General features: G+C 62.0%; 26 protein-coding genes. 13 read left to right on the forward strand and 13 right to left on the reverse strand.

The features are described 5' to 3' along the window. Window position 1: 1 nt before the first annotated feature. Complete coding sequence (locus tag AAZU54_RS08200) at window positions 2-541, reverse strand: histidine phosphatase family protein (RefSeq protein ID WP_186555040.1); 540 nt, start codon at window positions 539-541, stop codon at window positions 2-4. Between the two features lie 129 nt (window positions 542-670). Between AAZU54_RS08200 and AAZU54_RS08205 the strand changes: the two genes are divergently transcribed. Continuing rightward, a complete protein-coding gene (locus tag AAZU54_RS08205) occupies window positions 671-1,261 on the forward strand; it encodes a biliverdin-producing heme oxygenase (RefSeq protein ID WP_312151480.1) in 591 nt (196 codons plus the stop codon). A gap of 84 nt (window positions 1,262-1,345) precedes the next feature. Next, entirely contained in the window at window positions 1,346-2,437 is a 1,092-nt protein-coding gene (ptaA, locus tag AAZU54_RS08210; protein ID WP_186555042.1) for a pyoverdine biosynthesis transaminase PtaA, read from the forward strand. Window positions 2,438-2,549: 112 nt separating this feature from the next. On the opposite strand, the gene AAZU54_RS08215 is transcribed toward ptaA, so the two are convergent. From AAZU54_RS08215 to AAZU54_RS08230, 4 genes are all read right to left on the reverse strand, one after another. Continuing rightward, a complete protein-coding gene (locus AAZU54_RS08215; protein WP_186555043.1) occupies window positions 2,550-2,879 on the reverse strand; it encodes a DUF3325 domain-containing protein in 330 nt (109 codons plus the stop codon). After that, window positions 2,876-4,399 (reverse strand): PepSY-associated TM helix domain-containing protein, encoded by a 1,524-nt coding sequence (locus AAZU54_RS08220; RefSeq protein WP_312151483.1) that lies wholly within the window; start codon window positions 4,397-4,399, stop codon window positions 2,876-2,878. Before AAZU54_RS08220 ends, AAZU54_RS08215 begins: the two co-directional genes overlap by 4 nt. Continuing rightward, window positions 4,396-4,683 carry an iron transporter gene (locus tag AAZU54_RS08225; protein ID WP_186555045.1) on the reverse strand — a complete coding sequence of 96 codons (288 nt, stop codon included), beginning with the start codon at window positions 4,681-4,683 and terminating at the stop codon, window positions 4,396-4,398. Before AAZU54_RS08225 ends, AAZU54_RS08220 begins: the two co-directional genes overlap by 4 nt. 146 nt (window positions 4,684-4,829) lie before the next feature. After that, entirely contained in the window at window positions 4,830-7,070 is a 2,241-nt protein-coding gene (locus AAZU54_RS08230) for a TonB-dependent siderophore receptor (RefSeq protein ID WP_434726948.1), read from the reverse strand. Window positions 7,071-7,346: 276 nt separating this feature from the next. Between AAZU54_RS08230 and AAZU54_RS08235 the strand changes: the two genes are divergently transcribed. From AAZU54_RS08235 to arsH, 4 genes are read left to right on the forward strand one after another with little or no spacing between them, the layout of a single operon-like run. Further along, on the forward strand, window positions 7,347-7,697 hold the full coding sequence (locus AAZU54_RS08235; RefSeq protein ID WP_434726949.1) for a metalloregulator ArsR/SmtB family transcription factor: 351 nt from the start codon (window positions 7,347-7,349) through the stop codon (window positions 7,695-7,697). 21 nt (window positions 7,698-7,718) lie between these two features. Next, entirely contained in the window at window positions 7,719-9,002 is a 1,284-nt protein-coding gene (locus AAZU54_RS08240) for an arsenic transporter (protein WP_434726950.1), read from the forward strand. Window positions 9,003-9,017: 15 nt separating this feature from the next. Further along, on the forward strand, window positions 9,018-9,488 hold the full coding sequence (locus AAZU54_RS08245; RefSeq protein WP_405128788.1) for an arsenate reductase ArsC: 471 nt from the start codon (window positions 9,018-9,020) through the stop codon (window positions 9,486-9,488). 12 nt (window positions 9,489-9,500) lie between these two features. Further along, on the forward strand, window positions 9,501-10,202 hold the full coding sequence (gene arsH / locus AAZU54_RS08250) for an arsenical resistance protein ArsH (protein WP_186555050.1): 702 nt from the start codon (window positions 9,501-9,503) through the stop codon (window positions 10,200-10,202). 143 nt (window positions 10,203-10,345) lie between these two features. Here the strand turns inward: arsH and AAZU54_RS08255 are convergent, their stop codons facing one another. Beyond that, complete coding sequence (locus AAZU54_RS08255; protein WP_434726951.1) at window positions 10,346-11,623, reverse strand: Y-family DNA polymerase; 1,278 nt, start codon at window positions 11,621-11,623, stop codon at window positions 10,346-10,348. Next, window positions 11,607-12,038 carry a LexA family protein gene (locus tag AAZU54_RS08260; RefSeq protein ID WP_186555051.1) on the reverse strand — a complete coding sequence of 144 codons (432 nt, stop codon included), beginning with the start codon at window positions 12,036-12,038 and terminating at the stop codon, window positions 11,607-11,609. Before AAZU54_RS08260 ends, AAZU54_RS08255 begins: the two co-directional genes overlap by 17 nt. Window positions 12,039-12,139: 101 nt before the next feature. Between AAZU54_RS08260 and AAZU54_RS08265 the strand changes: the two genes are divergently transcribed. Continuing rightward, window positions 12,140-12,847, forward strand: a complete 708-nt coding sequence (locus tag AAZU54_RS08265; protein WP_186555052.1) for an SOS response-associated peptidase family protein — start codon at window positions 12,140-12,142, stop codon at window positions 12,845-12,847. A 66-nt stretch (window positions 12,848-12,913) separates the two neighbouring features. Here AAZU54_RS08265 and AAZU54_RS08270 read toward each other — a convergent pair whose 3' ends face one another. The 6 genes from AAZU54_RS08270 to AAZU54_RS08295 form a co-directional block, all read right to left on the reverse strand. Further along, window positions 12,914-13,135: a formate dehydrogenase subunit delta gene (locus AAZU54_RS08270; RefSeq protein ID WP_186555053.1), complete on the reverse strand. Its 222-nt coding sequence runs from the start codon at window positions 13,133-13,135 to the stop codon at window positions 12,914-12,916. Continuing rightward, entirely contained in the window at window positions 13,132-16,017 is a 2,886-nt protein-coding gene (fdhF, locus tag AAZU54_RS08275) for a formate dehydrogenase subunit alpha (RefSeq protein WP_434726952.1), read from the reverse strand. Before fdhF ends, AAZU54_RS08270 begins: the two co-directional genes overlap by 4 nt. Then, a complete protein-coding gene (locus AAZU54_RS08280; RefSeq protein WP_186555055.1) occupies window positions 16,014-17,567 on the reverse strand; it encodes a formate dehydrogenase beta subunit in 1,554 nt (517 codons plus the stop codon). The genes fdhF and AAZU54_RS08280 overlap by 4 nt, the downstream gene beginning before the upstream one ends. Further along, window positions 17,561-18,046 (reverse strand): formate dehydrogenase subunit gamma, encoded by a 486-nt coding sequence (locus AAZU54_RS08285; protein ID WP_186555056.1) that lies wholly within the window; start codon window positions 18,044-18,046, stop codon window positions 17,561-17,563. The genes AAZU54_RS08280 and AAZU54_RS08285 overlap by 7 nt, the downstream gene beginning before the upstream one ends. 268 nt (window positions 18,047-18,314) lie before the next feature. Continuing rightward, the gene (locus tag AAZU54_RS08290; RefSeq protein ID WP_405128792.1) at window positions 18,315-18,947 is read right to left on the reverse strand and encodes a hypothetical protein; all 633 of its coding nucleotides are present in this window, start codon (window positions 18,945-18,947) and stop codon (window positions 18,315-18,317) included. A gap of 10 nt (window positions 18,948-18,957) precedes the next feature. Continuing rightward, entirely contained in the window at window positions 18,958-19,248 is a 291-nt protein-coding gene (locus AAZU54_RS08295) for a hypothetical protein (protein ID WP_186555058.1), read from the reverse strand. Between the two features lie 342 nt (window positions 19,249-19,590). Here AAZU54_RS08295 and AAZU54_RS08300 point away from each other — a divergent pair, with 342 nt between their 5' ends. From AAZU54_RS08300 to AAZU54_RS08325, 6 genes are all read left to right on the forward strand, one after another. Beyond that, window positions 19,591-21,057 (forward strand): sensor histidine kinase, encoded by a 1,467-nt coding sequence (locus AAZU54_RS08300; RefSeq protein ID WP_434726953.1) that lies wholly within the window; start codon window positions 19,591-19,593, stop codon window positions 21,055-21,057. Between the two features lie 949 nt (window positions 21,058-22,006). After that, window positions 22,007-22,333: a plasmid mobilization protein gene (locus tag AAZU54_RS08305; protein ID WP_434726954.1), complete on the forward strand. Its 327-nt coding sequence runs from the start codon at window positions 22,007-22,009 to the stop codon at window positions 22,331-22,333. A gap of 4 nt (window positions 22,334-22,337) precedes the next feature. Then, window positions 22,338-23,528 carry a relaxase/mobilization nuclease domain-containing protein gene (locus AAZU54_RS08310; protein ID WP_434726955.1) on the forward strand — a complete coding sequence of 397 codons (1,191 nt, stop codon included), beginning with the start codon at window positions 22,338-22,340 and terminating at the stop codon, window positions 23,526-23,528. A 58-nt stretch (window positions 23,529-23,586) separates the two neighbouring features. Further along, window positions 23,587-24,381, forward strand: coding sequence for a toll/interleukin-1 receptor domain-containing protein (locus AAZU54_RS08315; RefSeq protein ID WP_434726956.1), 795 nt, complete (start codon window positions 23,587-23,589; stop codon window positions 24,379-24,381). A gap of 72 nt (window positions 24,382-24,453) precedes the next feature. Beyond that, window positions 24,454-24,609 carry a hypothetical protein gene (locus AAZU54_RS08320; protein WP_179179357.1) on the forward strand — a complete coding sequence of 52 codons (156 nt, stop codon included), beginning with the start codon at window positions 24,454-24,456 and terminating at the stop codon, window positions 24,607-24,609. Continuing rightward, the gene (locus AAZU54_RS08325) at window positions 24,606-24,908 is read left to right on the forward strand and encodes a hypothetical protein (RefSeq protein WP_434726957.1); all 303 of its coding nucleotides are present in this window, start codon (window positions 24,606-24,608) and stop codon (window positions 24,906-24,908) included. The genes AAZU54_RS08320 and AAZU54_RS08325 overlap by 4 nt, the downstream gene beginning before the upstream one ends. The last annotated feature ends 48 nt before the right edge of the window (window positions 24,909-24,956 follow it).

Below are 24,956 nucleotides of genomic sequence, written 5' to 3' on the forward strand. Positions count from 1 at the left end.
TTCAGTTCAGACGCAGCCGCCACTGCCCGGTGAAGCTCAACTCCAGGCGTGACAGCGGCATCACATCGATGCGCTGGAACGACGCCAACGGGCAACCGAGCAGCTGCACCAGCACCGCGCGAATGACCATTGGATGGGTCACCGCCAGCCACTGTCCTGGCCCATCGAAGCCGGCCAACCAGGCGCCGACCCGCTCCACCAGCTGCGCGATCGACTCGCCGCCATGCGGGGCGCTATACGGATCTTGCAGCCACTGTGCGAGGGCCTCGGGCTGCTCAAGCTGCAACTGCTTTAGCGCCAGGCCCTGCCAACTGCCCAGATCGCAGTCAGCCAGCGCAGGTTCGATAGAGGCCTGGGCGGCCAGCCAAGCTGCCGTTTCACTTGCCCTGCGTTCAGGCGCGCGCAGCACCTGCACCTCTGCAGCGGCCATCTCCAGCGGTTCGGCTAACGCCAGCACGGCATCCTCAGGGTGGGCCAAGCGCCCGCTCTTCTGAGCCTCGGTCAGGCCATGGCATATCAGGGTCAGGCGGACGGCTTTCACCGGTATCCTCTTCGAAAGAAAACGCGCAGATGCGTTAGCATGCCTGTTTTTCGCCAACCCTGTCGCGTAGCAGGAACGCCGCGCCAGGTTCGCCAGTCCAACTCTGGCACCTCACCGCAAGAGCCCAAGATGTCCGCCACTGCCAGCCATTACTCCAGCCCTCTGCTGCTCGCCCTGCGCGAGGGTACGCACACCTGCCACAAGCGCTTGGAAGCCCGCCTGCCGTTTTTTTCCGCTGGCTTCGACCGGGCGGCCTATCGGCGCCTGATGCAGGCTTATTTCGGCTTTCATGCGCCGCTGGAAGCACTGCTCGGCGCTTATCAAGAATGCGAGCGGGTCAAGACCCCAACACTGGTCACCGACCTGCTGGCACTGGCGATGACCCGCGCCCAGATCGACACCCTGCCGCTGTGTCGAGCGCTACCGCAAATCAGCGATCAAGCCAGTGCCATGGGGGTGATGTATGTGGTTGAAGGCTCGACCCTCGGCGGCCAGGTACTCAAGCGGGCGATGACCGAACGCCTGGCCCTTGGCGCAGACAGCGGCGCAGGCTTTCTCGATGTCTACGGCCCACTGACGGGCGCGCGCTGGCGCAGCTTCCTCGAACGGCTCGAGCAGGCGCCAAGTGGCGCCGAGGATCAAACGCGCACAGTGCAGGCGGCAATCGCCACCTTCGAGTGCTTCGAACAGTGGCTGGCGCAGCAAGGGGTGCTGCGCTAGCGCCTGCAAAGCCAAGTGCCACTATTAATCAGCGACCCCTGCTCTCGTCCCTCATTTAACCAATGACAACAGGGAAGACGAAGCATGACCGATATGACGCGTCGCTCGTTGGTGGGCCTGGGCATGGCCCTACCGCTGCTCGGCCAAATGAGTTGGGCCGCACCACGTTCGCCAGGCACCCCTGCCGCCACCCGCCCGGTGCGCATCAACTTCAACGAAAGCCCATGGGGCCCGAGCAGCGCCGCGCGCCAGGCGATGCGCGAGGGCATCGAGCAATGCGGCCGCTATCCCTACGACGCGCAGTACCGCCTGATCGACCAATTCGCCGCGCAGAACGCTCTGCAGGCGGATCAGGTGCAAGTGTTCTGTGGCTCGAAGCTGGCGTTGCAACATGCGGTAATGGCCTTCACTGGCGCCAGCAGCCTGGTGGTGCCCGAGCCCTCCTACGAAGCCCCGGTCGAAGCGGCCTTGAGCCGCGGCACCGAGGTGCATCGGGTTGCCCTGGATCGGCATCATGCGCATGACATCCAAGCCATGCTGGCCGCCGACCAGGCGCCCGGGCTGATCTACCTGTGCAACCCCAACAACCCCACCGGAACCCTCACCCCGCGTCGCGACATCGAGCGCTTGCTGGCAAACAAGGCCAAGGGCAGCGTGGTGCTGGTCGATGAGGCGTACATTCACTTCAGCGATGCCCAAAGCTGCATCGACCTGGTCAAGGAGCACCCCGAGTTATTGGTCCTGCGGACGTTCTCCAAGCTCTACGGCATGGCCGGTGCACGCCTGGGGCTGGCCATCGGCCAGGCGTCTTTGTTGCAGCGCCTGGAAGTCTATGATGGCGAGAACGTCGCTGCGGCGCCTACCCTGCTCGGCGCGCTGGCCAGTTTGCACGACCGCCAACTGGTGCCTGAGCGCAAGGCCGAAAATGCCCGCCTGCGCGATGCCACCATCGCCTGGCTCAACCAGCGCGGCTGGCGCTGCACCGCTTCGCAAACCAACTGCTTCATGATCGACCTGCGGGGGCCGGGCAAGCCGGTGATCGAGGGTCTGGCCAAGGAGGGGGTATTGATTGGCAGGGTCTGGCCGAGTTGGCCGAACTGGGTGCGGGTCAGTGTCGGGAATGAGCAGGATATGCTCAGGTTCCGCGAGGCGTTTGCCAAGGTGACCGTCAGTTAAGACTCTGGCACTGGCGCTGCCCGCTGCGGCCCGCTCCCACAAGAATCACCGCTGAGATCTTGTGGGAGTGGGTTTACCCGCGCAGAGGCCGCCTGAGCTGAAAAAGCTTGGCTCATATCAACATCTGCAAACCACCCCACACCGGCACCGCCGCCACCAGCCCCACCGCCAGCTTGGGCCAATAGGGCAACAGTATCACCAGCACCATCGCCGCCAGCGAAATCACCCCAAACCACGCCACCGGCCCCATCGCCCAGCCCCAGGCCTGGGCACACAACAGCAAGCTGATGGCCAAACCCAACCAGCCCGCTGCGCGCAGGGCCAGGCGCAGGCTGCGCGGGCAGGGTCGGTTCCACACCTGCTTGAAATGTCGCTCCAACCCCTGGCACAGCCCGAGCATGCCGGCATAGGCGAACAGCACACTGCCGATAATCATCGTCATGCCTGAGCCTCCACCTGGCGCCTGGCCCTGACCGGCGCAGGCTTGGGATGAGCGACTCGCCAGGCTGCCAGGGCCAGGCCGAGGCCGAGCACCAGCCCCGTCACTTCGACGCCGATGCGCAGGCTATCCGCTGCGCCTGCCAGCATACCCAGCACGCCCAGTCCGGCGCACAGCAGCGCGCTCAGCGCCAGTTGCTCGATCCAGGCGCGTTTGGCCGGACGCACGCCGGCATGCAACAACGCCAGCAACCATAGGCCGAAGAAGCTGCGCACTTCCCACGCTTCACGGTGCGCCAGCTCCGCCGGCAACAGGCGGCTAGCCCACAACAGGCCCACGCACGCCAGCAACAGCCCGGCAATGAAGCCGACGTTGCACACTTCAGCCACGCGATACCAGCGGCGCGCCGAGGCATCGGCATTGGCATTGGCGTACTTGCGCCCGCGTTTGACGCAGAACAGCACCAATCCGCTGGCAATCATCGCGCAGCTAACCAGCCCGCAGATGAAGTACAACCAGCGCATCGGGTAGCCGCCGAACTGGGCGAAATGCAGGCCGGCCATCACCCGCTGGGTCAGGGGTGCCGGGCGTAGCTCAGGGACATCACTGAGCAGCTTGCCGCTGACACCATCGAATACCATTGCGTTGCCCTTGGTCAGGGCGATGCGATTACCCAGCACCGGACGGATCTCGATGCGCGCACCTGCAGTATTGGGATTGCGAATGTTCAGCCCACCAATCGGCCCCAGGCGCGCTTGGGCCTGGGCCAGCAACGGCGCGACATCGACCAGCTCACCCGGTTGCTTGGCCAGCCGGCGTGGTTGTTCCATGCGCGCATTGCCCTGGGCTTGGAAGTACGCCCGAGTATCACCCTCGAACAGCGCGTCCACGCCAGCCGGGATGTAGATCAGCATGAATATCACCAGGCCGGTGTAGGTGATCATCAAATGAAACGGCAGCAACAACACGGCGCTGGCATTGTGAAAATCCAGCCACGAGCGCTGGCCCTTGTCCGGGCGGAAGGTAAAGAACTCCTTGAAGATCTTCTTGTGGATGACGATGCCGGTGATCAACCCGGCGAGCATCACCAGGGCCAATGCACCGACGACGAAGATGCCCCAGTTGCGCGGCAAATCCAGGGTGAAGTGAAAGCGGAAGAAGAAGTTGCCGCCGACGCTGTCGCGTACCGCAATCGGCTCGCCCGTCTGCGGATCGAGCTGCACGCCCACGCCATGTCGACGATCGCCAGTAGACACCCTCAGCCCCGGAGCACGCTCGGTAGGCAGGCTGATGCCCCAGTTGCCGGCGTTCGGTTCATGAGTCTGCAGGTAGGCGATGGCGCGCGTGGCGGCATCGGCCTGGGACACCTCGGTGGCCGGGATTTCCGGCTGCATCCAGTGGTTGAGCTCCTTGTCGAACACCGCCAGGGTGCCGGTGACGAAGATGGCGAACAACAGCCAGCCGAAGATCAGCCCGGCCCAGGTGTGCAGCCAGGCCATCGATTGGGTGAAGGTGTTTTTCATGCCAGCCACCCTAGTGCCTGTGGCCAGAAGCCGATCAGCATCAACGGCGCGGCCAGCGCCAATGGCACCCAGGCACGCAGCGCGTCACGGCTGGCGAAGGCCCAGAGGATTGCCAGGGTGTAGAAAATGAAGGCCGGGAGTGTGGCGACCAATACCGCGTCGGCAGGCGACAGCGGCAGGATCCGCGCCAGGCAGGCAGTAGCGGCGTAGCTGAAGGCATAGCCGCCAAGCAGGGCTGCGGCGCTGCGCGAGAGGATGCGCAACCAGGCGGGGGATTCACTCATCAGAGGTTCCTCTTAAGCATGAGAGGGGCTGCCGTGCAGCCCAATCGCGAGACAAGCCCGCTCCCACGCCAGCCCGATAATTGCGGTTGGCATTAGAGCGGGCTTGCCCCACGATTGGGCCGCAAGGCGGCCCCCGTTAGCGATGATCAGAACGAGATGTTCAGCGAGGCAAACAGCGCACGCCCCGGCTGGTTGTAGGTATTGGCCCCCGCACTGCTGGCATTGCCGCCGCGCAGGATCTGCTTGTTGAAGACGTTGTTCACCCCAACCCGCACGTCATAGTTCTGGTTGAACTTGTAACCGGTGCTGATATCCACCAGGCCGTAGGCTTCGACGTCCTGCTGGGCGTCCTGGTCGTAGCTCTGCTGGGTGCGGTAGTTGTAGGTCGGCGACTTCTGCTTGCCGAAGTAGGTGCCGGCGACCTGGAACGACAGCTTGTCGGTTGCACGCCAGTCCAGGGTGGTGTTGACGGTGTACTCAGGAATCACCGACAGCGGCTCACCGGTTTCGCGGTTGTCGTTGTCGAGCATCCAGGTCAGGTTGGTGTTCCAGTCCAGGCTTGGGGTCAACTCCATGAAGAAGTTGCCTTCGATGCCTTCGACCCGCGCTTCACCGGCGTTTTCGAACTGGGTCACGCGGCGGCCGTTGTTGATGGCGTAGAGCACATCGGTGCCGCCGATGATCTTGTTCTTGTAATCGTTGCGGAAGTAGGTCGCGCTGGTACGCCAGGTGCCACGGTCGTAGAGCAGGCCGATTTCCTTGTTGACGCTGATCTCCGGCTCGAGGTCGGCGTTACCCTGCAGGTAGCAACCTCCGGAGTTGGTCTGCTGCACGCTGCACCCTTGACCACGGCTGTAGAGCAGGTAGTTGGGGTTGTACTGGTACAGGTTCGGCGTCTTGTAGGCCCGGGCGATGCCGCCTTTGACGGTCAGGTGGTCGGTCAACTTGTGCGACAGGTTCAGGCTTGGGCTCAGGTTGTCACCGAACTCCTCGTGGTGATCCAGACGCAGGCCCGGGGTGACGGTGGTGTCGCCGACGATGATGTTGTCCTCGACAAACAGCGCATAGCTCTTGGCCGACATCTTCGAGTCGCTACGGTCGAAGCCATTGATGACGTTGTTGCCGTTACCGCTCGGATCGAAGCTCTGCGGCCGGAACGAGCCCTGGTCATTGAGGGTTTCGTAGAGGTATTCGCCGCCCAGGGTCAGCACGTGCTCGGTGCTGCCCATGGCAAACGGCAGGTTCACTTCGCTGCTCAGGCGGGTGTTGCGCAGTCGCGACATGGCCGCGCCGCTGTCATTGATCGCACCTTCCGGGCCGCCGGCCAGGCCTTCGTTCAGGCGCCAGTTACGGACGTACTCGTAGGCCAGCACGGTCTTGCTGGTACCCCAACTGAAGTCGCCCAGGTGGGTCAGGTCGTAGGTATTGCGCTGCATCACGTTGGTCTCATGACCATACAAGTCGGCGATCAGTTCAGGGTTGCCACCACCGTTGCTGTTCATGGTGTCGCCAGCGTAGATGTTGCCCTGGCGGCTGTAGCCGGCGCTCATTTCCACGCGGTGCTCATCGTTGAGCTTCCAGCTCAGCAGGCCATTGATGTCCTTGTTGCGCACGCCTTCGCGGCCGGCAACCGTCGAACTGCCAGCATGATCGGCGTTGATGTCCAGGTCATCGGCATCGGTCTTGGCCAAGCCGCCGTAGACCCGGAAGCCGAGGTTATCGGTCAGTCCGCCACTGAGGTTGAAGTTGGTCCGGCGGCTGACGCCCTCGGCGCTGTCTTCAGGCATCTGGGTGTAGAAGTTGACGCTGCCCTTGAGCTCGTCGGTGGGACGCTTGGTGATGATGTTGACCACCCCGCCCATGGCCCCCGAACCATAACGCGCCGCTGCCGGCCCCCGCAGGATCTCGATGCGCTCGACCGCCTCGGCCGGTACCCAGTTGGTTTCACCGCGGGTGTCACGATCGCCGTTCCAGCCGTAGCGCACTGCGTTGCGGGCGTTGGAGGGCTTGCCGTCGATCAGGATCAGGGTGTTTTCCGGGCCCATGCCGCGCAGGTCGATCTGGCGGTTGTTGCCGCGCGCACCGCTGGCGCTGTTGCCGGTCAGGTTGACCCCAGGCTCGCGGCGAATGATGTCGGACAGGTCATTGGCGGGCGGGCGACGCTTGATGTCTTCTTCAGTGATGATCGACGAACCCAGGGCCTGGCGGGCCTCACGCTCGGCGGTTACCAGAGTGTCCTGGATCACCAGCGCATTGCTGTCTACCGGCACTTCCAGCACCTCGGCAGACCGCTGCTCCTGGGCGTTGGCCGCAGTCGCAAGCATGGCCGGCGAGGCCAGCGCTACGAAGGCTAGGGCCAGGCCGTTGGGTGAGGTTCTGGATTGCATCGACACATCTCCTGATTCATGGACGAAGGCCACGCCCAGCACCAGGAAACCGGAAGACTCACGCCCACCGGCCTCACAAGCAAGCTTGGGGGCCAATGGGACGGTGAATATAATGATTCTCAAATAGGTTTAAATCTTATTTACGAAATTTACAGATTGCGCGGGGAACTTTGCTTACCTGCCTCGCGCGGCATTGCCGGCACAAGACCCTTGCTGATAGCAGCAAGGCCTGACTAATATATGCAAATCCGTATATTCGAATTTACATATATACCTATGACTCCCCTCACGCCTCCCGAGCTCTTCAAATCCCTCGCCGACGAGACTCGCGCTCGCGCCACCCTGCTGATTGTCGAGCAAGGCGAGCTGTGCGTCTGCGAGCTGATGTGCGCGCTGAACGACAGCCAGCCCAAGATCAGCCGCCACCTGGCGCAGCTGCGCAGTGCCGGTATCTTGCTCGACCGTCGCCAAGGCCAGTGGGTGTACTACCGCCTTAACCCTGCGCTGCCAGCCTGGGTCCATACCGTGCTGAGCACCACCTTGCACGCCAACAGCGCCTGGCTCGAAGCCGACAGCGCCCGCCTGCAGACCATGGCTGGCCGCCCCGCACGCGCCACCTGCTGCTAATGCCACGCCGAGCCTAATGCCATGCTGATAGCCGCCGCCGTCTTCGTGTTCACCCTGATCCTGGTCATCTGGCAGCCCAAAGGCCTGGGCGTTGGCTGGAGCGCCAGCATCGGCGCCCTGCTCGCCTTGCTTGTGGGGGCAGTGTCGCTGCACGACATCCCCGCCGTGTGGGCGATCATCTGGAACGCCACCGCTACCTTTATCGCCATCATCATCGTCAGCCTGCTGCTGGATGAGGCTGGCTTCTTCGAATGGGCGGCGCTGCATGTGGCCCGCTGGGCTCGCGGAGATGGCCGGCGCTTGTTCGCCTTCATCGTGCTGCTCGGCGCGGCGGTCTCGGCACTGTTCGCCAACGATGGCGCGGCGTTGATCCTCACGCCAATCGTGATGTCGATGCTGATCGCCCTGCGCTTCTCGCCTGCTGCGACCCTGGCCTTCGTCATGGCCGCAGGCTTTATCGCCGACACTGCCAGCCTGCCGCTGGTGGTGTCGAACCTGGTCAACATCGTCTCGGCGGATTACTTCAACATCGGTTTCAACCAGTACGCAGCAGTGATGCTGCCGGTGAACCTGGCGGCGGTAGCGGCAACCTTGCTGGTGCTGCTCTGGTACTTTCGCCACGACATTCCGGCGCACTACGCACTGGACGAATTGAAAGACCCTGCCCTGGCCATCCGCGACCGAGCGACCTTCCGGGTGGGCTGGGTGGTACTGGTCGGCCTGCTCGCGGGTCTGTTCATCCTTGAGCCGCTGGGCATCCCGGTCAGCGTCGTGGCCGGGGTCTGCGCGGCGGTGCTGTTCGCCGTCGCCGCCCGCGGCCATGTGATCTCAACTCGCCGGGTACTGCGCGAAGCACCCTGGCAGATCGTGGTGTTCTCGCTGGGCATGTACCTGGTGGTCTATGGCCTGAGGAATGCCGGGCTGACCGACGCCCTGGCCCGCGTCCTCGATGCTCTGGCCGGACATGGCCTGTGGGCCGCGACCCTGGGCACCGGGCTGATTTCGGCGGTGCTCTCGTCGGTGATGAACAACCTGCCCAGCGTGCTGATCGGCGCCCTGTCGATTCATGCCAGCGACGCCCACGGGGTGGTGCGCGAGGCGATGATCTACGCCAACGTCATCGGCTGCGACCTGGGACCGAAGATCACCCCCATCGGCAGCCTGGCCACCCTGCTCTGGCTACACGTGCTGGCCCGTAAAGGCGTGCGTATCACCTGGGGCTACTACTTCAAGGTCGGCCTGTTGCTGACCCTGCCCGTCCTGCTTATCACCCTTTCGGCCCTGGCCTTGCGCCTGAGCGTCTGATCACTGGAGTCCCGCATGCGTATCTTGTTCATGTGCACGGCCAACAGCTGCCGCAGCATTCTTTCCGAAGCCCTGTTCAATCACCTGGCGCCACAGGGTTTTAGCGCCGTGAGCGCCGGCAGTTTTCCCAAGGGCGAGGTGCTGCCACGTAGCCTGCTCACCCTGGAGCAGGCCGGTATCGCCACTGCCGGCCTGGCCAGCAAAGGCAACGAGGCGTTTGCCGACAATCCACCGGATATCGTCATCACCGTCTGCGACAAGGCCGCCGGTGAAACCTGCCCGGTGTACTTCGGCCCTGCCCTCAAAGCGCATTGGGGGCTGCAAGATCCTTCCGAGGTGCAAGGCGACGAGGCGACCATCGACGCCGCCTTCCGCGCCACCCTGGCGCGCATCGAGACGCGCTGCCGCGCCTTCCTCGCCCTGCCTTTCGCCCAGCTCGACCCTGCTGCGCTCAAGGCTGAACTGCAACGCATTGGCACACTTTGATCTGGAGGCCCGATGAACCCTGACTTGCCCAATCTCGACCTGAGCCTATTCGATACCCCGCCGCAGTTGAGCCAATCGAGCAGCCACAAGCCGCGCATCCTGCTGCTGTACGGCTCGACCCGCGAACGCTCGTTCAGTCGCCTGCTGACCGAGGAAGCTGCGCGTCTGCTGGAGCACTTCGGTGCCGAAACGCGCATCTTCGACCCTAGCGGCCTGCCGTTGCCCGACGACGCTCCGCTCGACCACCCCAAGGTGCAAGCGCTGCGCGATCTGGTGCTGTGGTCCGAAGGGCAGGTCTGGTGCTCGCCCGAGCGTCACGGCGCGCTGTCGGCGGTGTTCAAGGCGCAGATCGACTGGATCCCGCTCAGCCTTGGCGCCGTTCGCCCGACCCAGGGCAAGACCCTGGCGGTGATGCAGGTGTGCGGCGGCTCGCAGTCGTTCAACGTAGTCAACCAATTGCGCGTGCTCGGCCGCTGGATGCGCATGTTCACCATCCCCAACCAGTCCTCGGTGCCCAAGGCTTACCTGGAATTCGACGAGCACGACCGGATGAAGCCCTCGCCGTACTACGACCGGGTGGTGGATGTGATGGAGGAGCTGGTCAAGTTCACCCGCTTGCTGCGCGATCATGCGCCGGAGTTGGTGGACCGCTACTCGGAGCGCAAGGAAAGTGCCGAGCAGTTGTCGGCGCGGGTGAATCAGCGGGCGATTTGAAGTCGGTAAGTTCGTACCTGCCTCTTCGCGGGCAAGCCCGCTCCCACAGGCTTGGCGTGTTGCTAAAGATCGCCGCTGCACCTGTAATGGGCGAGAGGCCGGCACCAACCCAGCAAAGCTCTATGCGCTAACTCAAACGTCCATCATCTCACCTGCCAAAGCCCAGAAACCTGCGTGGTGAAGCTGTTGCTCATCAACTCCCGGCGCATCCCCCAGTCGGGCAGCGCCGGCACTGCAGCGGGCCGCAAGGTCCCACTGCCCCAGCGCCCATTCACCCCATCGAGCACGCTCATCAGCCGCCCGCTCTTGAGCGGTTGCGAGGCGGCGAACAGGTCATCGGTGTACTCCCCGCGCTGGCACAACTCCAGCAGCAACACCTCGGCCTTGCTGTACTTAAAGCCCTCGCGAAACACCCTGTCCAGCGCCTCGATGGCCATGCCGGTGAGCAGGCGCACGTCATCGGTGGGGTAAGGCAACTGCACCACCACGCCATTGGCATACTTGGCTTCGTCGGGGTTGAACATGCCCGTACGAATGCTCACCCGCAGCTTGCGCGCCAGGGACTGTTGCGCACGCAGTTTTTCGCTGGCACGCATGACATAACTGGCCACCGCCTGCCTGATTGGCGCACGTTCAGTCAGGCGTTTGCCGAACATGCGGCTGCAGCAGATTTCCTGGCGTGGCGGCTCCACCTCCTCCAGCGCCAGGCATGGCGTACCGGCAAGCTCGCGGACGGTCTTTTCAATGACCACGCTAAATTGCTGGCCCAGGCTGCGCGGGTCCGCCTGGGCCAGATCCCACGCGCTGCGGATATCCAGGCCGCGCAGGTGAGCCGCCATGCGCGGGCCGATGCCCCAGACATCTGCGGCTTCACATCTTTTCAATACCCAGTCACGGTGGCCCGGGTCACGCAAATCCACCACCCCGCCGCTTTGCTCCTGCCAGCGCTTGGCCGCGTGATTGGCCAACTTGGCCAAGGTCTTGGTACCAGCGATACCCACGCCGACCGGAATACCGGTGTATTGCAGCACCCGCTCGCGGATGTCGCGGCCCAGGCGCTTGAGGTCACCAGGCACGCCGCTGAGGTCGGCGAACGCTTCATCGATGGAGTACACCTCCAGCGCCGGGACCATGCCTTCGATCACGGTCATCACCCGCTGGCTCATGTCGCCGTACAGTGCGTAATTGGAGGAGAACGCCACCACCCCATGGCGGCGCAGCACGTCCTTGACCTGAAAATACGGCTGGCCCATCTTCACCCACTGCTTGGCCTCGGCGCTGCGGGCGATGACACAACCGTCGTTGTTGCTCAGCACCACAATCGGGGTGCGCCGCAGGTCTGGGCGGAACACCCGCTCGCAACTGGCGTAGAAGCTGTTGCAGTCGATCAGGGCGAACACCACTTCAGGCTTTTGGGTCATGGCTACGCACACTGAAGGTCACCACGCCCCAGATCGTCAACTCGTCGCCCTCAAGGATGTAACGCGGCGCGAAACGGGGATTCTCCGAATGCAGCGACACCTGCCGAGCAACCTTGTGCAAGCGCTTGCACAGCGGCTCGCCATTGACGGCAGCGATGACTATGTGGCCGTGGTGGGCCTCGATCGAGCGATCGACCAGCACCAGGTCGCCGTCGAAGATCCCAGCGCCTTGCATGCTGTCGCCGTCTATCCTGACCAGATACATATGCGGTGCGCGCAGGTTGAACAGCTCATCCAGTGAGATCGGTTGCTCCATGTGGTCCGCAGCGGGCGAGGGAAACCCCGCCGGCACGCGAAACAGATAGCGCGGCAGCGCACTGCCGCCTGAAGCGATCGGGCCAAGAATGGAAGTCATGAGCCAGCCTTGCAAATAAACTGTATGGATATACAGTTAATCGATCGCCGGGCCTTCGGTCAATTTCGGCGTAGGAAATTTCGACAAGTGGGAGACCTGCAATGTGCGGACGCTTCGTCCAGTACCAAGGCTTGGCCGACTATCTGCGCGAGCTGGACGCCGAGCAAGACGTGGTCAGTGGCTATGACAATAGCCCAGTGGGCCGTTACAACGTCGCCCCCGGTAGCCGCGTACTGATCCTGCACACGGCCGAAGATGGCCTGCGCATCGACCCCTGCCACTGGGGCTGGGCGCCGTTCTGGGCCACTGGCAAACGGCCGGCGCCGATCAATGCGCGGGTCGAAACAGTCACCACCGGCACGTTTTTCCAGGCCCTGTGGCCGCAGGGTCGGGCGCTGGTAATGGCCGATGGCTGGTACGAGTGGGTAACCGACCCGCACGACCCCAAGCGCAAGCAACCCTATTTCATTCGCCTGAAAAGCCAGGCACCGATGTTCATGGCGGCGCTGGCCCAGGTGCGGCTGGGGCTGGAGCCGAGTGAAGGCGATGGCTTTGTGATCATCACAGCCGCCAGCGATCAGGGCATGCTGGATATCCATGATCGCCGGCCACTGGTACTGGCGCCGGAACACGCCCGGGCTTGGTTGGACCCTGAACTCCCCGCAGAACGTGCGCAGCAGTTAGCCCGTGAGCAATGCCTGCCGGTAGAGGCGTTCGAGTGGTTTGCGGTGAGCAAGGCCGTGGGTAATGTGCGCAACGAGGGGGCGCAATTGATCGTGCTGGAGACGCCGCAGGCGACGCTGTTCTAGTTCGGATCGAGCGCGGCCCTTGGCAGGTAAGCCTGCGAAGGGCCGCCAATGACACCCTGCAAACACCTAGGCCGCCACCGTCTCTGAAGCCAGCGCCTCGCGCACCAACGGATCGATCCCCTCCCCCGGATTGGCCTGCATCCACTCGACCAGTTGCCGGCGCATCGCCGGGGCCCAGAAGCTGTGCAGATGCTGCCTCACCCCTTGCACCGCCAGGGCGCGGTCTGGCTCGCTGTCGAAGTAATGGGCGATCTGGTTGGCCATCTTGATCAGATTGTCGACGCTCATCGGCGCACCTCGGCAGTCTCCGGTTGGTCGCTGTGGCGGCGCTCCTTGAGCAAGCGCCGTTGTTCGTCACTGAACGCCTGATAGCGCTGCTGCCAGGCCGAAGGCTGCGACACGCGCACCACTTCCACCGCCGTGACTTTGTACTCGGGGCAGTTGGTGGCCCAGTCGGAGTTGTCGGTGGTGATCACGTTGGCGCCCGACTCGGGGAAGTGGAAGGTGGTGTACACCACCCCCGGCGCGACCCGGCTAGTGACCTGCGCACGCAGCACGGTTTGCCCGGCGCGGCTACCGATGCCGACCCAATCACCCTCGACGATGCCGCGGCTTTCAGCATCGCTTGGGTGGATCTCAAGGCGGTCCTGGGCGTGCCAGGCGACGTTACCGGTGCGCCGGGTCTGGGCGCCGACGTTGTACTGGCTGAGGATGCGCCCGGTGGTCAGCAACAGCGGATAGCGGCTGTTGACCTTCTCGTCGGTGGGCACGTAACCGGTGAGCATGAAGCGTCCCTTGCCACGCACGAACTGGCCGATGTGCATGGTCGGGGTGCCGTCGGGCGCGGCCTCGTTGCACGGCCATTGCAGGCTGCCGTGGCGATCGATCTCGGCGTAGCTGACGCGGTGGAAGGTCGGCGTCAGGCGGGCGATTTCATCCATGATCTCTGACGGGTGGCGGTAGTCCATCGGGTAGCCCAAGGCGTTGGCCAGGGCCACGGTTGCTTCCCAATCCGCCTTGCCAGCCAGCGGCTCCATAACTTTGCGCACCCGTGAGATACGCCGTTCGGCGTTGGTGAAGGTGCCGTCTTTTTCCAGGAACGAGCTGCCCGGCAGGAACACATGGGCGAACTTGGCCGTCTCGTTGAGGAAGATATCCTGCACCACCACGCATTCCATGGCGCGCAAGGCGGCAGTGACGTGCTGGGTGTTGGGGTCGCTCTGGGCGATGTCCTCGCCCTGGCAGTACAGGGCCTTGAAGCTGCCATCCAAGGCCGCTTCGAACATGTTGGGAATACGCAGGCCCGGATCGGGCTGCAAGGTCACGCCCCAGGCCTGCTCGAACTCAGCCCTCACGCCCTCGTTGGAAATGTGCCGGTAGCCCGGCAGCTCATGCGGGAACGAGCCCATGTCGCAGGAGCCCTGGACGTTGTTCTGGCCACGCAGCGGGTTGACCCCTACCCCTTCGCGACCAATGTTGCCGGTGGCCATGGCCAGGTTGGCGATGCCCATCACCGCGGTGCTGCCCTGGCTGTGCTCGGTAACGCCCAGCCCGTAGTAGATGGCCGCATTGGCGCCGTTGGCATACAGCCGGGCAGCAGCGCGGATCTGCTCGGCGGGTACGCCGCAGATCGGCCCGAGCGCTTCAGGGGCGTTATCCGCCAGGCTGACGAAGTCGCGCCAGCGGGCAAATTCCGCCGCTTCGCAGCGACTATCGACGAAGCCCTGATCGAGCAGCCCTTCCGTGACGATCACATGGGCCAAGGCGTTGAGCATGGCCACGTTGGTACCTGGGCGCAATTGCAGGTGCAGTTCGGCGCGTGCATGCGGCGAGTCGACCAGATCGATACGCCGTGGGTCGATGACGATCAGTTTGGCGCCTTGGCGCAGGCGCCGCTTGAGTTGCGAGCCGAACACCGGATGGGCATCGGTGGGGTTGGCGCCGATCACCAGGATCACGTCGGCCAGCATCACCGAGTCGAAGCTTTGCGTGCCAGCCGACTCGCCCAAGGTCTGCTTAAGGCCGTAGCCGGTGGGCGAATGACAGACCCGCGCACAGGTATCGACGTTGTTGTTGCCAAAGGCGGTACGCACCAACTTTTGCACCAGGTAGGCCTCTTCGTTGGTGCAGCGGCTGGAAGTGATCCCGCCAATCGAATCGCGCCCGTACTTGAGCTGGATGCGGCGCAGCTCGCTGGCCGCATAGCTGACCGCCTCGTCCCAGCTGACCTCTTGCCAAGGGTCGTCGATGTGCTTGCGGATCATTGGCGTGGTGATGCGATCGGGGTGGGTCGCATAGCCCCAGGCGAAGCGGCCCTTGACGCAGGCATGGCCATGGTTGGCGCCGCCGTTCTTGTCCGGCACCATGCGCACCAGCTGATCGCCCTTCATCTCGGCACGGAACGAGCAGCCCACGCCGCAATAGGCGCACGTGGTGATCACTGCCCGCTCCGGCTGGCCGATCTGCACCAGGCTCTTCTCGGTCAGGGTCGCGGTCGGACAGGCCTGCACACACGCCCCACAAGACACGCACTCGGAATTGAGGAAGTTGTCGCCACCCGCCGCTGCCACTCGCGAGTCGAAGCCGCGTCCGCTGATAGTCAGGGCGAACGTGCCCTGGATGTCTTCGCAAGCGCGCACGCAGCGGCTGCAGACGATGCACTTGCTTGGCTCGTAGTCGAAGTAGGGGTTGGAAACATCCTTGGCTTCGGCCAGGTGATTGTCACCGGCATAGCCATAACGCACCTCGCGCAAGCCGACCTGGCCGGCCACGCTCTGCAGCTCGCAGTTGCCGTTGGCCGAGCAGGTCAGGCAGTCCAGCGGGTGGTCTGAGATGTACAGTTCCATGACGTTGCGCCGCAGGTCAGCCAGGCGCGCGGTTTGCGTGCGCACCACCATGCCTTCGCTGACCGGCGTGGTGCACGAGGCGGGATAGCCGCGCATGCCGTCGATTTCCACCATGCACATGCGGCACGAGCCAAACGCTTCCAGGCTGTCGGTGGCGCACAGTTTGGGGATGCTGGTACCCAGTAGCGCCGCAGCGCGCATCACCGAGGTGCCGGCAGGCACGCTGATCGCGCGGCCATCGATATTCAGGCTGACCTGTACCTCGCTATCACGCGCAGGGGTGCCCAGGTCGATGTCACTGGCGGGGTCGAAGAAATTGATCATTGCGCGGCCTCCGGGCTGGCCAGACCGAAGTCGGCAGGGAAATGCTTGAGAGCGCTGGCCACAGGATACGAAGTCATCCCGCCCATGGCGCACAGCGAGCCGTACTGCAGGGTGTCGCACAGGTCACGCAGCAGGTCGGCCTGCTCTTGGCGATAGGCCGGGTCGCTGCTGGCGATCAAGCGCTCGACCACCTCCACGCCCCGGGTCGAGCCGATCCGACACGGGGTGCATTTGCCGCACGATTCCTCGGCGCAGAACTGCATGGCAAAACGCGCCATGCCGGCCATGTTCAGGGTGTCATCGGCGACCACGACTCCGCCATGGCCAATCATCGCGCCGAGGGCGGCGAAGGCCTCGTAGTCCAGCGGTGTGTCGAACTGGCTTGGCGGCACCCAGGCGCCCAATGGGCCACCGACCTGCGCAGCCTTCAGTGGCCGGCCACTGGCCGTGCCGCCGCCATAGCCCTCGACCAGTTCGCGCAGGGTCAGGCCAAACGCGCGCTCGACCAACCCACCCTGGCGGACGTTCCCCGCCAGCTGAAACGGCAAGGTACCCAGCGAACGGCCCATGCCAAAGTCGCGGTAGAACGGCGCGCCCTTGGCCAGAATGATCGGCACCGAGGCCAGGGTGAGCACGTTATGCACCAGGGTCGGCTGGCCGAACAGGCCTTCGAGCGCCGGCAGTGGCGGCTTGGCGCGGACGATCCCGCGCTTGCCTTCGAGCGATTCGAGCAGCGCGGTTTCCTCACCGCAAATGTAGGCGCCAGCCCCCACCCGCACCTCCAGGTCGAAGGCCACGCCGCTGCCAGTGGCGTCCAGATAACCCGCTTCACGGGCGAGCAGCACTGCCTCGTTCAGCGCCCGAACCGAGTCCGGGTATTCCGAGCGCACATAGATGTAGCCCTTGCTCGCCCCCACCGCCAGGCCAGCGATGATCATGCCTTCGATCAACAGGAACGGGTCGCCCTCCATCAGCATGCGGTCGGCGAAAGTGCCGGAGTCGCCCTCGTCGGCGTTGCACACCACGTACTTCTGCCCTGCCGGGGCATCGCGTACGGTGCGCCACTTGATCCCCGCCGGAAACGCCGCGCCGCCACGCCCGCGCAGGCCGGAGTCGAGCACCGCAGCGACGACATCCGCGCCATCCATCAGCGCCGCCTTGGCCAGCCCGTCAAAACCGCCATGGCTGCGGTAGTCATCCAGCGACAATGGCCGAGTAATGCCGGCACGGGCGAACAGCAGGCGCTGTTGCGTCTTTAAATATGGAATCTGCTCGACCAAACCCAGTGCCAGCGGATGGCTGGCGGGATCGGTAGCCAGGGCATCGAGCAGCGAGGCCGTATCCTCGACCGCCACCGGGCCGAAGCCCAAGCGGCCAGCGGCGCTTTCCAGCTCGACCAGCGGCTCCAGCCAGTACAGGCCACGCGAGCTGGTGCGCAGGATCTGCAGCGCAATTTGCCGACGCTCAGCCTCAGCGGCCAGGGCTGCGGCCAAATGATCGGCGCCGACCGCACGGGCGACCGAGTCGCAGGGGATAAACAGCTTCAGCATGGCTTGGCCTCCTGCAGGCAGCCGTCAACCAGCGTACGCAGGCGCTCAGGGGTAAGCCGGGCATGCACCTGGCCATCGAGTTCCAGCGCTGGCGAGCAAGCGCAAGCGCCCAGGCAATAGACCGGGCGCAGGCTGACGGCGCCATCGGCGCTGGTGCCGTGATCATCAAGCCCCAGCTGTTCACGCAGTTGCGCGGCCAGCGCCTCGGCGCCACGGCTCTGGCAGGATTCGGCCCGGCACAGGCGCAAGGTGTGGCGCGCTGGCGGCGAAGTGCGGAAGTCGTGGTAGAAGCTGATCACCCCGCGCACTTCGGCCTGGCTCAGGTTGAGGGCATGGGCGATCTCAGGTACGGCGGCATCGGGGATGTAGCCGCTGCCAGCCTGGATAGCATGGAGTATCGGCAACAGCGCACCGGGGGTGTCGCGGTGGTGATCCAGCACACGCTGGATCACGGGCAGTTCAAGGGTCGGATCAGGCATACAGCGGACCTCGGCATCACGGACCAGGCTACACGTGGGCAGGCCTGGCTCCGGCGTGTTCTGCTGCGGTGCACCGGCCACGTCACGGGCGCGTAGTCTGCGGGCACCTCCTTGCCCGCGGCCGTGCATCTACGTGCACTGGTCCAAGGGCATCCTCACAGCATGGCACTCCTGTCGCCTGGGGGTTGCGTGCGAACGACCAGGCGTATCCTGAAACCGACCTGGCCACTCGCCAAGGCCGATTTGCAAAGCCAGCCGCTGGGTAACTTCAAATGGCCAAGTGCACCAGACGCTGCAAGTCGCCGATCACCGCAGGGTCGCGCGCTTCGAGTACATCGGCCTGAATACGCGCGATCACGGCCTTGAGCAGCTCTGTCTGGCTCATCTGGGTGGCCTGCAGCAACGCCAGGTAATCCTGGGCCACATGGGCATTGACCTTCATCGACAGCCGCCGCGTGGCCGCTGGTGTTGCGAGTGCACGCATGTGCAGTTGCTGCTCCAGCGCACCACTGAACGTCGCATGCGCCGCCGGCAGCCCCGCCGCGCCTTGGGCGTGAGCCAAAGCATGAAAATAGTAGCCGAGGAACAGCTTGCGCAGGCTGGCCCCCGCATCGTTGCTCACGGCATGCATAGCCGCGTCCAGTACATCCAGATAGACCGCCGGCAGGCGCGCCTCGATCGACTTGAGCTGCTGCTTGCGCGCCTCGCGAATCGCCGGCGTGGATTGCGGCGGGATCGCGACCACGCTATCGCAGCCCAGGCATACCCCCACCAGCACGTCCTTGGCCTGGCCTTGGCTATCGCTGAACGGCACGTCGCGACGCACATAGCGCATCTGCACCAGTGCCTGGCACTGCTCACAGAGCGCCTTGCCGGTGTCGCCTTCGAAGAAGATCTTCATGATCTGTTACTCACTGATGAACACTGACGAACCAGGTATCTGGCTCGATGAAATAAAACTTGATGTACCACCCCAGGCGCTTGAGCACGTGCACATCGATGGCCGGCACGGCGTGGTGAGGGCTGCAGTGGTGATGGACGCCGCTGCAGGAGCGAATAACGCGAATGAGCACCTCAGCCGTAACCTCGCCCATCGCTAGCAGGTTTTTCACCTCGATATCGCCACGCGCAACATGCAGGTAGTTACCGGACTGCAGCGCAGCGATCACATCGTGCCGGGCCTTCCTGAACCCATTTTTCATAGCCATCCCTGCCAATACGAAAATCATCGTACAAAATAGAAAGCGAATCCACCTTCCAGCGGATTCGAGCGACCAACGGCAGCCTGCCTGTGTGCACATGCAACCAGCGCCACCCTTGAATAACTATGGCAGCGCTTAAATCGGCGCAGCACCGGACAATGTGTCGGGCGTTGTCCTGGTTTTTCACGATGTTGCTGCGAGGTGGTTAAACCGGCTGCTCTACCCCGCAAGCAATCCCCTCACTGCGCCGGTATGCACCTAGACTAGGTACTAAATGCCATCAGTCCCGCGCGCCCCTGCCGTCGGGCCTGCACCACCCAACTCTCGACCTGGGGTCTCCCGATGCCATCCTTGTCAGCCTGGCTCGCGCCCATCCGCCGACGGTTCTCCCAGCCGGGACCGGTCGAGCCATTCAACCTCATGCGGCGCTTCTCGCTGATCAGCTTCGTCATCATCAGCGCCGTGGCGATCGGCCTGGCTTCGCTGTCGACGCGGTTTCTGGTCAATGAAAGCCTGGAGCGCGATGCCTTGCTGTCGGCGCAGTTCATCCAGTCGATGGCCTTCGGCGAGATCCGCCACCACGACCTGGATGGCATGAAGATGGGCGACGTGCTGGCCTCGACCCAGTACGGCATGCTCACCGGCGAAACCGGCAAGAACCGCGAACGCGCCCGCTCGGAGTTCCTCGACCACCTGGCGCACCTGCCCGACGTGCTGCTGGCCAGCATCTTCTCCCCCGAGCGCAAGGTGATCTGGTCGACCAACCCGGCGCTGATCGGCCGCCAGGTGCATGAAGATTCAGCCCTGGAACAAGCCTTCGCCTCGCATGGCCAGGTCAGCGCGCGCTACAACGAGGTCGAGCCCGGCCGCACCGAGCAGCAATTCGTACGTGCGCCGAAGATGTTCTTCGTCGAGAACTACATCCCCCTGGTCGACGACCAAGGCAAGGTGCTGGCCATGGTCGAGATCTACAAAGAGCCGGTCGACCTGATCGAGCGGATCGACCGCGGCCACAAGCTGATCTGGGCCGCCACTGCGCTCGGCGGGCTGACTATCTATTTCGGCCTGTTCTGGATCGTCTGGCGCGCCTCGCGCTTGCTCGCCTCGCAGCAGGATCAACTGGTGGCGAACAAGACCTACGGCGGCTTGGTAGAGATGTCCACCGCCGTCGCCCACAGCCTGCGCAATCCCCTGGCAAGCATTCGCAGCAGCGCCGAGCTGGCCCAGGTGGTGCCCGGCCAACCCGCGACCGGCAACATCACCGACATCATCAGCCAGGTCGACCGCATGTCGGGGTGGTTGCATGATCTGCTGCTGTGTTTACGCCCCCTGCGCGGCGAACCCGAGCCGGTGGACCTGGTTGGCGCCGTGCGCACGGCCCTGGGCACGTTCGAATCGCAGCTGCGCCAAGCGCGAATCGAAGCCGTCTTCAATCCAGACAGCGCGCCGCCAGTGTTGAGCAACGCGCTGTTGCTTGGCCAATTGCTCAACAGCGTGCTGGCCAATGCCATCGAAGCCATGCCAGAGGGCGGCAAGCTGGTGTTGACCCTTGCTCGGCTGGATGAAGACCAGTTGCTGCTGTGCATCGACGACTCCGGGCAAGGCCTGAGCCGCCAGCAAGAGATGATGGCGTTCAAGCCGTTCTACAGCACCAAGCAAGGTCGCCTGGGGATTGGCTTGGTGATGGTCCGGCAGATCATGGAGCGGTTTGGTGGCGAGGCCAGCTTGCACAACCTCACGACCCAGGGCACGCGGATCTGCTTGCGGTTCAGGAGCGGTCTGGAGGGGGGTCAGGCCAAGGCTGGCTAGTGCCCATGCGCCCAGGCTGTGATTGGCGATTGCCACAATCCTGTAGGCAATCAACCTGCACCTGGGGCGTGGACATCGTGTTCTGCGGGTCAACGCCGTCACTCTGGTACAATCTGAGGCCTCAATTTCCAAGGCTGATTTGGACCGCGTCCTCAAGCGCTCCGAACCAGCACATTACGCGTACCTAAAAATGCCTCTCGAAGCCTCCACAACGCCGCTGACCAGCCGCCCTGCACCCTCCCGCCGCTTCAGCGTTGCACCGATGATGGATGGGATCGACAAAACAGCCTGAAAGCCCTGATTTTACTGGCCTCACGTAGATCTACAAGCTATCCCGTGTGCACTCAGTGTGCAATTTCAGAACCACTCATCGCATCCCTCACGTCCCCCTAACCGCCCCCTTTCGCTCCCACGGCTCTGCATCAGTCCAGTCGCTGGCACTGCTGATGGTCACTATGTGCGTCCAATACGTGGCACTCCAGACTGGCACTACCCATACATCTCCTGAGAGAGTACCTGGTGCCGCTCAACACGAGTGCGACACAGCCGCGCTTCACTCCGGTCATCTGCGACATGACGGTCTATCGCAGCCACGGTTAGCGACTCAGGGGCATTTCGCTCTCCTAGCCTGCGACTTTTCATGATTTCGCACTCCAGTACAGCGACATCCCGCCCAGTTCGCACTCGACGGGAGTAACGACCATGATATGCCGCATTGACATAGTGCGAAGTTGGAAGTATATCGGGCCATTTGAGGCACTTCTGTTGCCAACGCTGGTATTCAAGTTGCCATTTCAGGCACTTTCAAAGCCAAAAAAGACAATAACTTTTTTCAAAAAAACCTTCCACCAGCCTGTGCTCCATTTGCATAATAAGCATATATAGACGGGTGGCCAGTTGTGTCTATGATAGACATTTAATGCTGCTCACTCTCCTTCGGAGGTTGCGCGTGAAAAACAATAACAAGAAAGGCAGACCAACACTTGATGCTGCCAAACGCCGAGATAAACCGCTTATCATCCGCTTGAGTGCAAAAGAGCGAGAGATCATTGAGGGCAAGTGTGAAGAAGCCGGCTACCAAGCCGCAGGCGCTTTCGTTCGCGACTTCCTGATCTGCTCCAAAGTCCCAGGTAAGGTGCGCATTCCCCTGGCTCATATCCAACTTTCCTTGGAACTGCAACGGATAGCTGGCCTGATCAATAAAGGCGAAGACCCTGAGCAAGTTATCCAGGAGTTATTTGAAGTAAATAATCGCCTGCTGGGCATTGGAGAATAATAAGATGATTGGAAAAATCACAGACAAGGGCATCGGTTCATTTCGCAACCGAATCGAATATATCTTCGGACTTCGAAAGCATGAGCATGCCCTTACAACAATCAGAACAATCGGGCGTAATTGCTTTTCTCCTAATCCACTTCGCCATGGCCACGACAAGATTGACGTTGAAGGGATGATTGCCGAATTTGATTCTGTTGAGAAGCTGAGAAACAACGCCATCGACAGCGACCGGGTTATCAAGCCTGTATGGCACGCAATCCTGGCCTTACCTTCTGGAGAGCATCTGGACGACGATCAATGGCGCGCAGCGATCGAGATGTACCTGTCCGACCTCGGCTTTGATGAGACGAACAAGTGGGTCGCTGTTCTTCATGGTGATACCGATCACGAGCATGTCCATATCGTCGCAAACCGCATTCGCCTGGATGAAGAGTTCAGCATGGTGAGGGACAGCAACGAGCGCTCCCGCAGCTGTGACTCCACCTCCAGGATTGAGGATCACTTCGGCCTAAGCAAAGCCCCATCGCCTACGGAAACCTGGGGAACCGCAATTTCCAGGAACGCCTTGGAAGCCGCTGAGCGCGAAGGGACGATCCCTCTCAAGCACAGAATGATCGCGAAGATCGCAGGCGCCGTCGAAGCCACTCAACAGGCCCAAGGCGACATGTTCATGCTCATCCAGCTCCTGCGCCAGCAGCGGGTCTACGTGCACTTCAACAAAAACAACGATGGCCAGCCCACGGGGATTGCATACGAGTACCAGGGCACAGTCATCTCAGGCAGAAAGCTCAAGCGAAGCCGCCTTACATTCCAAAAACTCACCACCCAGGAGGGTATCCAATATGACCCCGAAACCTTTCACCGCCTTGAGGCAGAAGCTGCTCGAAGAGATAGCGAACGCGAAAAGCGAGTCCGAATTTTCTATCTCGTCCTCCGCGCCCGCAATCGTCGAGCCATCCGTCTCAGCATCGCAGTACAAAACCAAAAAGAGCTCGAAGCCACGATCAAGCTAATCATGGCCATCCTGCTGGCACTGTTCGGAATCCGCGCCAATTTCGAATTTGAAGACAAAAAGCCAGGCGAGCCCTACTACCAGCTGCGTTCGGGGTGGACTTCACTGCCGCAGGTCGAGCAGGAACGAGATTTGACGGAGGCGTGGGAGAAGGATCCCATACTGGCCGTGAATCACTAGCAGTCAACTGGCCATCACTCGGTGTAGGATTAGCGATTCGACACAAGGGAGATGTGCCATGCCTACCATATTTTTGAGTCATAACTACCAAGACAAGCCGGTTGTAGAGCCTGTCGCTGTTGAGCTGATGAAGATCTACGGCCAAGAGTCCGTTTTCTACGATGACTGGTCGATCCAGCCAGGGGACAGCATCATTGGCAAAATGAATGATGGCCTCGCGTCCCCCGACTTCTTCTTTTTCTTTGTCACTGAAAACAGCCTGAATAGCGGAATGGTCGGTTTGGAATGGCAGAGCGCATTGCATCAAGCCGCTAAAGGTAAGATCACCTTCGTCCCAGTGCGAGTCGACGGAGTTGCTTTGCCAGCAATCGTAATGGACAAAGCTTATATCGACATGCATCGAAATGGTATAGATACGACTATCCAGCAGATCAAAGATCGAATTTCAGGAAAACCCGAATTCACTCCTAAGCACGCTGCTTTTTCAAATCTGACTTATGAGGTGACGGGCGCGCCAGAGACAGAGCTGAAGATCACTGTTAAAGCGTCACATCTCCAGGAATCAAATCCGAAGTTTATGTTTTTGGTCAGAAACAGCGTTGACCAGGTGTATGCATGGATAGAAGGTGCACCTGGCATTCAAGCACTGCCGCAACAGCCTCACGCGATTGAAGGTGCAGGTAAATTCACGAAAATTGTCATACATCCGATAAGTGGAAATATCAGACCAAATTTCCCTATGACATTCACACTTAAGCCGAGGGATGGCTGTGATGCAGTTGAGCTTGTCGATGTTCTTCACGAAACGAAAGCCAACTGGTTTGAGCCGATCCCAGGTGAAATTGGCGTCTAGTGTGAGACACCTCAAGTATTCACATACTTTGCCGATACGGTGACCTAGTATCGGCACAACAGGGAGAGACACATGCTTGATATCCTATTCAAAATCTGGAGTACCATTTCACAAATTTGGTCTTCTCTATCGCAAGATCAAAGAGACTCTATTTGCCAGGCTTTCGTCGACTTGATGGATAAGGCCTTCCGTGAGTTCTTCAAAGCCAACGCCGGGGCAGCTCAATGAAATCTTTGGCAGATATCGTTCATGGCAAAGCAGATTCCACAGAGCCAGCTTCTGAGTCACTGGCAGTAAGGACGCAAGCTGGAGTAAGGGATTCAGCAGTGGCTATCCTGGGCACAGCTTTCGGAGCATCCAAGGCTACTGAATTTGCCGAAGGGGCAGCAAAGCTCGTCACCGATAGAGAATTCCTTGGCGAGCTGGAAGGCGAGATAGGTCTTCCCAAGTCTGGCGAAACTGAGGATGAGTTTGTGTCCAGAGCCAAAAAAGCGATGTTCAACATGCTTCAGGCCAAGCTCAAGTAATCAAAAATCCCCGCGCTGCGGGGATTCTAATGATTTCTCCGTAACGAA

The organism is Pseudomonas sp. Je.1.5.c (genome assembly GCF_051129895.1).
GTDB lineage: Bacteria > Pseudomonadota > Gammaproteobacteria > Pseudomonadales > Pseudomonadaceae > Aquipseudomonas > Aquipseudomonas urmiensis.

Excerpts from the sequence above, each read along its gene's own strand:
- AAZU54_RS08230 (WP_434726948.1), bottom strand. The coding sequence starts at position 7,070 with ATGCAATCCAGAACCTCACCCAACGGCCTGGCCCTAGCCTTCGTAGCG.
- AAZU54_RS08320 (WP_179179357.1), top strand. The coding sequence starts at position 24,454 with ATGCTTGATATCCTATTCAAAATCTGGAGTACCATTTCACAAATTTGG.
- AAZU54_RS08240 (WP_434726950.1), top strand. The coding sequence starts at position 7,719 with ATGCTGATAGCCGCCGCCGTCTTCGTGTTCACCCTGATCCTGGTCATC.
- AAZU54_RS08220 (WP_312151483.1), bottom strand. The coding sequence starts at position 4,399 with ATGAAAAACACCTTCACCCAATCGATGGCCTGGCTGCACACCTGGGCC.
- arsH (WP_186555050.1), top strand. The coding sequence starts at position 9,501 with ATGAACCCTGACTTGCCCAATCTCGACCTGAGCCTATTCGATACCCCG.
- AAZU54_RS08255 (WP_434726951.1), bottom strand. The coding sequence starts at position 11,623 with ATGACCCAAAAGCCTGAAGTGGTGTTCGCCCTGATCGACTGCAACAGC.
- AAZU54_RS08265 (WP_186555052.1), top strand. The coding sequence starts at position 12,140 with ATGTGCGGACGCTTCGTCCAGTACCAAGGCTTGGCCGACTATCTGCGC.
- ptaA (WP_186555042.1), top strand. The coding sequence starts at position 1,346 with ATGACCGATATGACGCGTCGCTCGTTGGTGGGCCTGGGCATGGCCCTA.
- AAZU54_RS08325 (WP_434726957.1), top strand. The coding sequence starts at position 24,606 with ATGAAATCTTTGGCAGATATCGTTCATGGCAAAGCAGATTCCACAGAG.
- AAZU54_RS08235 (WP_434726949.1), top strand. The coding sequence starts at position 7,347 with ATGACTCCCCTCACGCCTCCCGAGCTCTTCAAATCCCTCGCCGACGAG.
- AAZU54_RS08215 (WP_186555043.1), bottom strand. The coding sequence starts at position 2,879 with ATGACGATGATTATCGGCAGTGTGCTGTTCGCCTATGCCGGCATGCTC.
- AAZU54_RS08245 (WP_405128788.1), top strand. The coding sequence starts at position 9,018 with ATGCGTATCTTGTTCATGTGCACGGCCAACAGCTGCCGCAGCATTCTT.
- AAZU54_RS08290 (WP_405128792.1), bottom strand. The coding sequence starts at position 18,947 with ATGAAGATCTTCTTCGAAGGCGACACCGGCAAGGCGCTCTGTGAGCAG.
- AAZU54_RS08225 (WP_186555045.1), bottom strand. The coding sequence starts at position 4,683 with ATGAGTGAATCCCCCGCCTGGTTGCGCATCCTCTCGCGCAGCGCCGCA.
- fdhF (WP_434726952.1), bottom strand. The coding sequence starts at position 16,017 with ATGATCAATTTCTTCGACCCCGCCAGTGACATCGACCTGGGCACCCCT.
- AAZU54_RS08285 (WP_186555056.1), bottom strand. The coding sequence starts at position 18,046 with ATGCCTGATCCGACCCTTGAACTGCCCGTGATCCAGCGTGTGCTGGAT.
- AAZU54_RS08310 (WP_434726955.1), top strand. The coding sequence starts at position 22,338 with ATGATTGGAAAAATCACAGACAAGGGCATCGGTTCATTTCGCAACCGA.
- AAZU54_RS08315 (WP_434726956.1), top strand. The coding sequence starts at position 23,587 with ATGCCTACCATATTTTTGAGTCATAACTACCAAGACAAGCCGGTTGTA.
- AAZU54_RS08300 (WP_434726953.1), top strand. The coding sequence starts at position 19,591 with ATGCCATCCTTGTCAGCCTGGCTCGCGCCCATCCGCCGACGGTTCTCC.
- AAZU54_RS08260 (WP_186555051.1), bottom strand. The coding sequence starts at position 12,038 with ATGACTTCCATTCTTGGCCCGATCGCTTCAGGCGGCAGTGCGCTGCCG.
- AAZU54_RS08270 (WP_186555053.1), bottom strand. The coding sequence starts at position 13,135 with ATGAGCGTCGACAATCTGATCAAGATGGCCAACCAGATCGCCCATTAC.
- AAZU54_RS08295 (WP_186555058.1), bottom strand. The coding sequence starts at position 19,248 with ATGAAAAATGGGTTCAGGAAGGCCCGGCACGATGTGATCGCTGCGCTG.
- AAZU54_RS08205 (WP_312151480.1), top strand. The coding sequence starts at position 671 with ATGTCCGCCACTGCCAGCCATTACTCCAGCCCTCTGCTGCTCGCCCTG.
- AAZU54_RS08280 (WP_186555055.1), bottom strand. The coding sequence starts at position 17,567 with ATGCTGAAGCTGTTTATCCCCTGCGACTCGGTCGCCCGTGCGGTCGGC.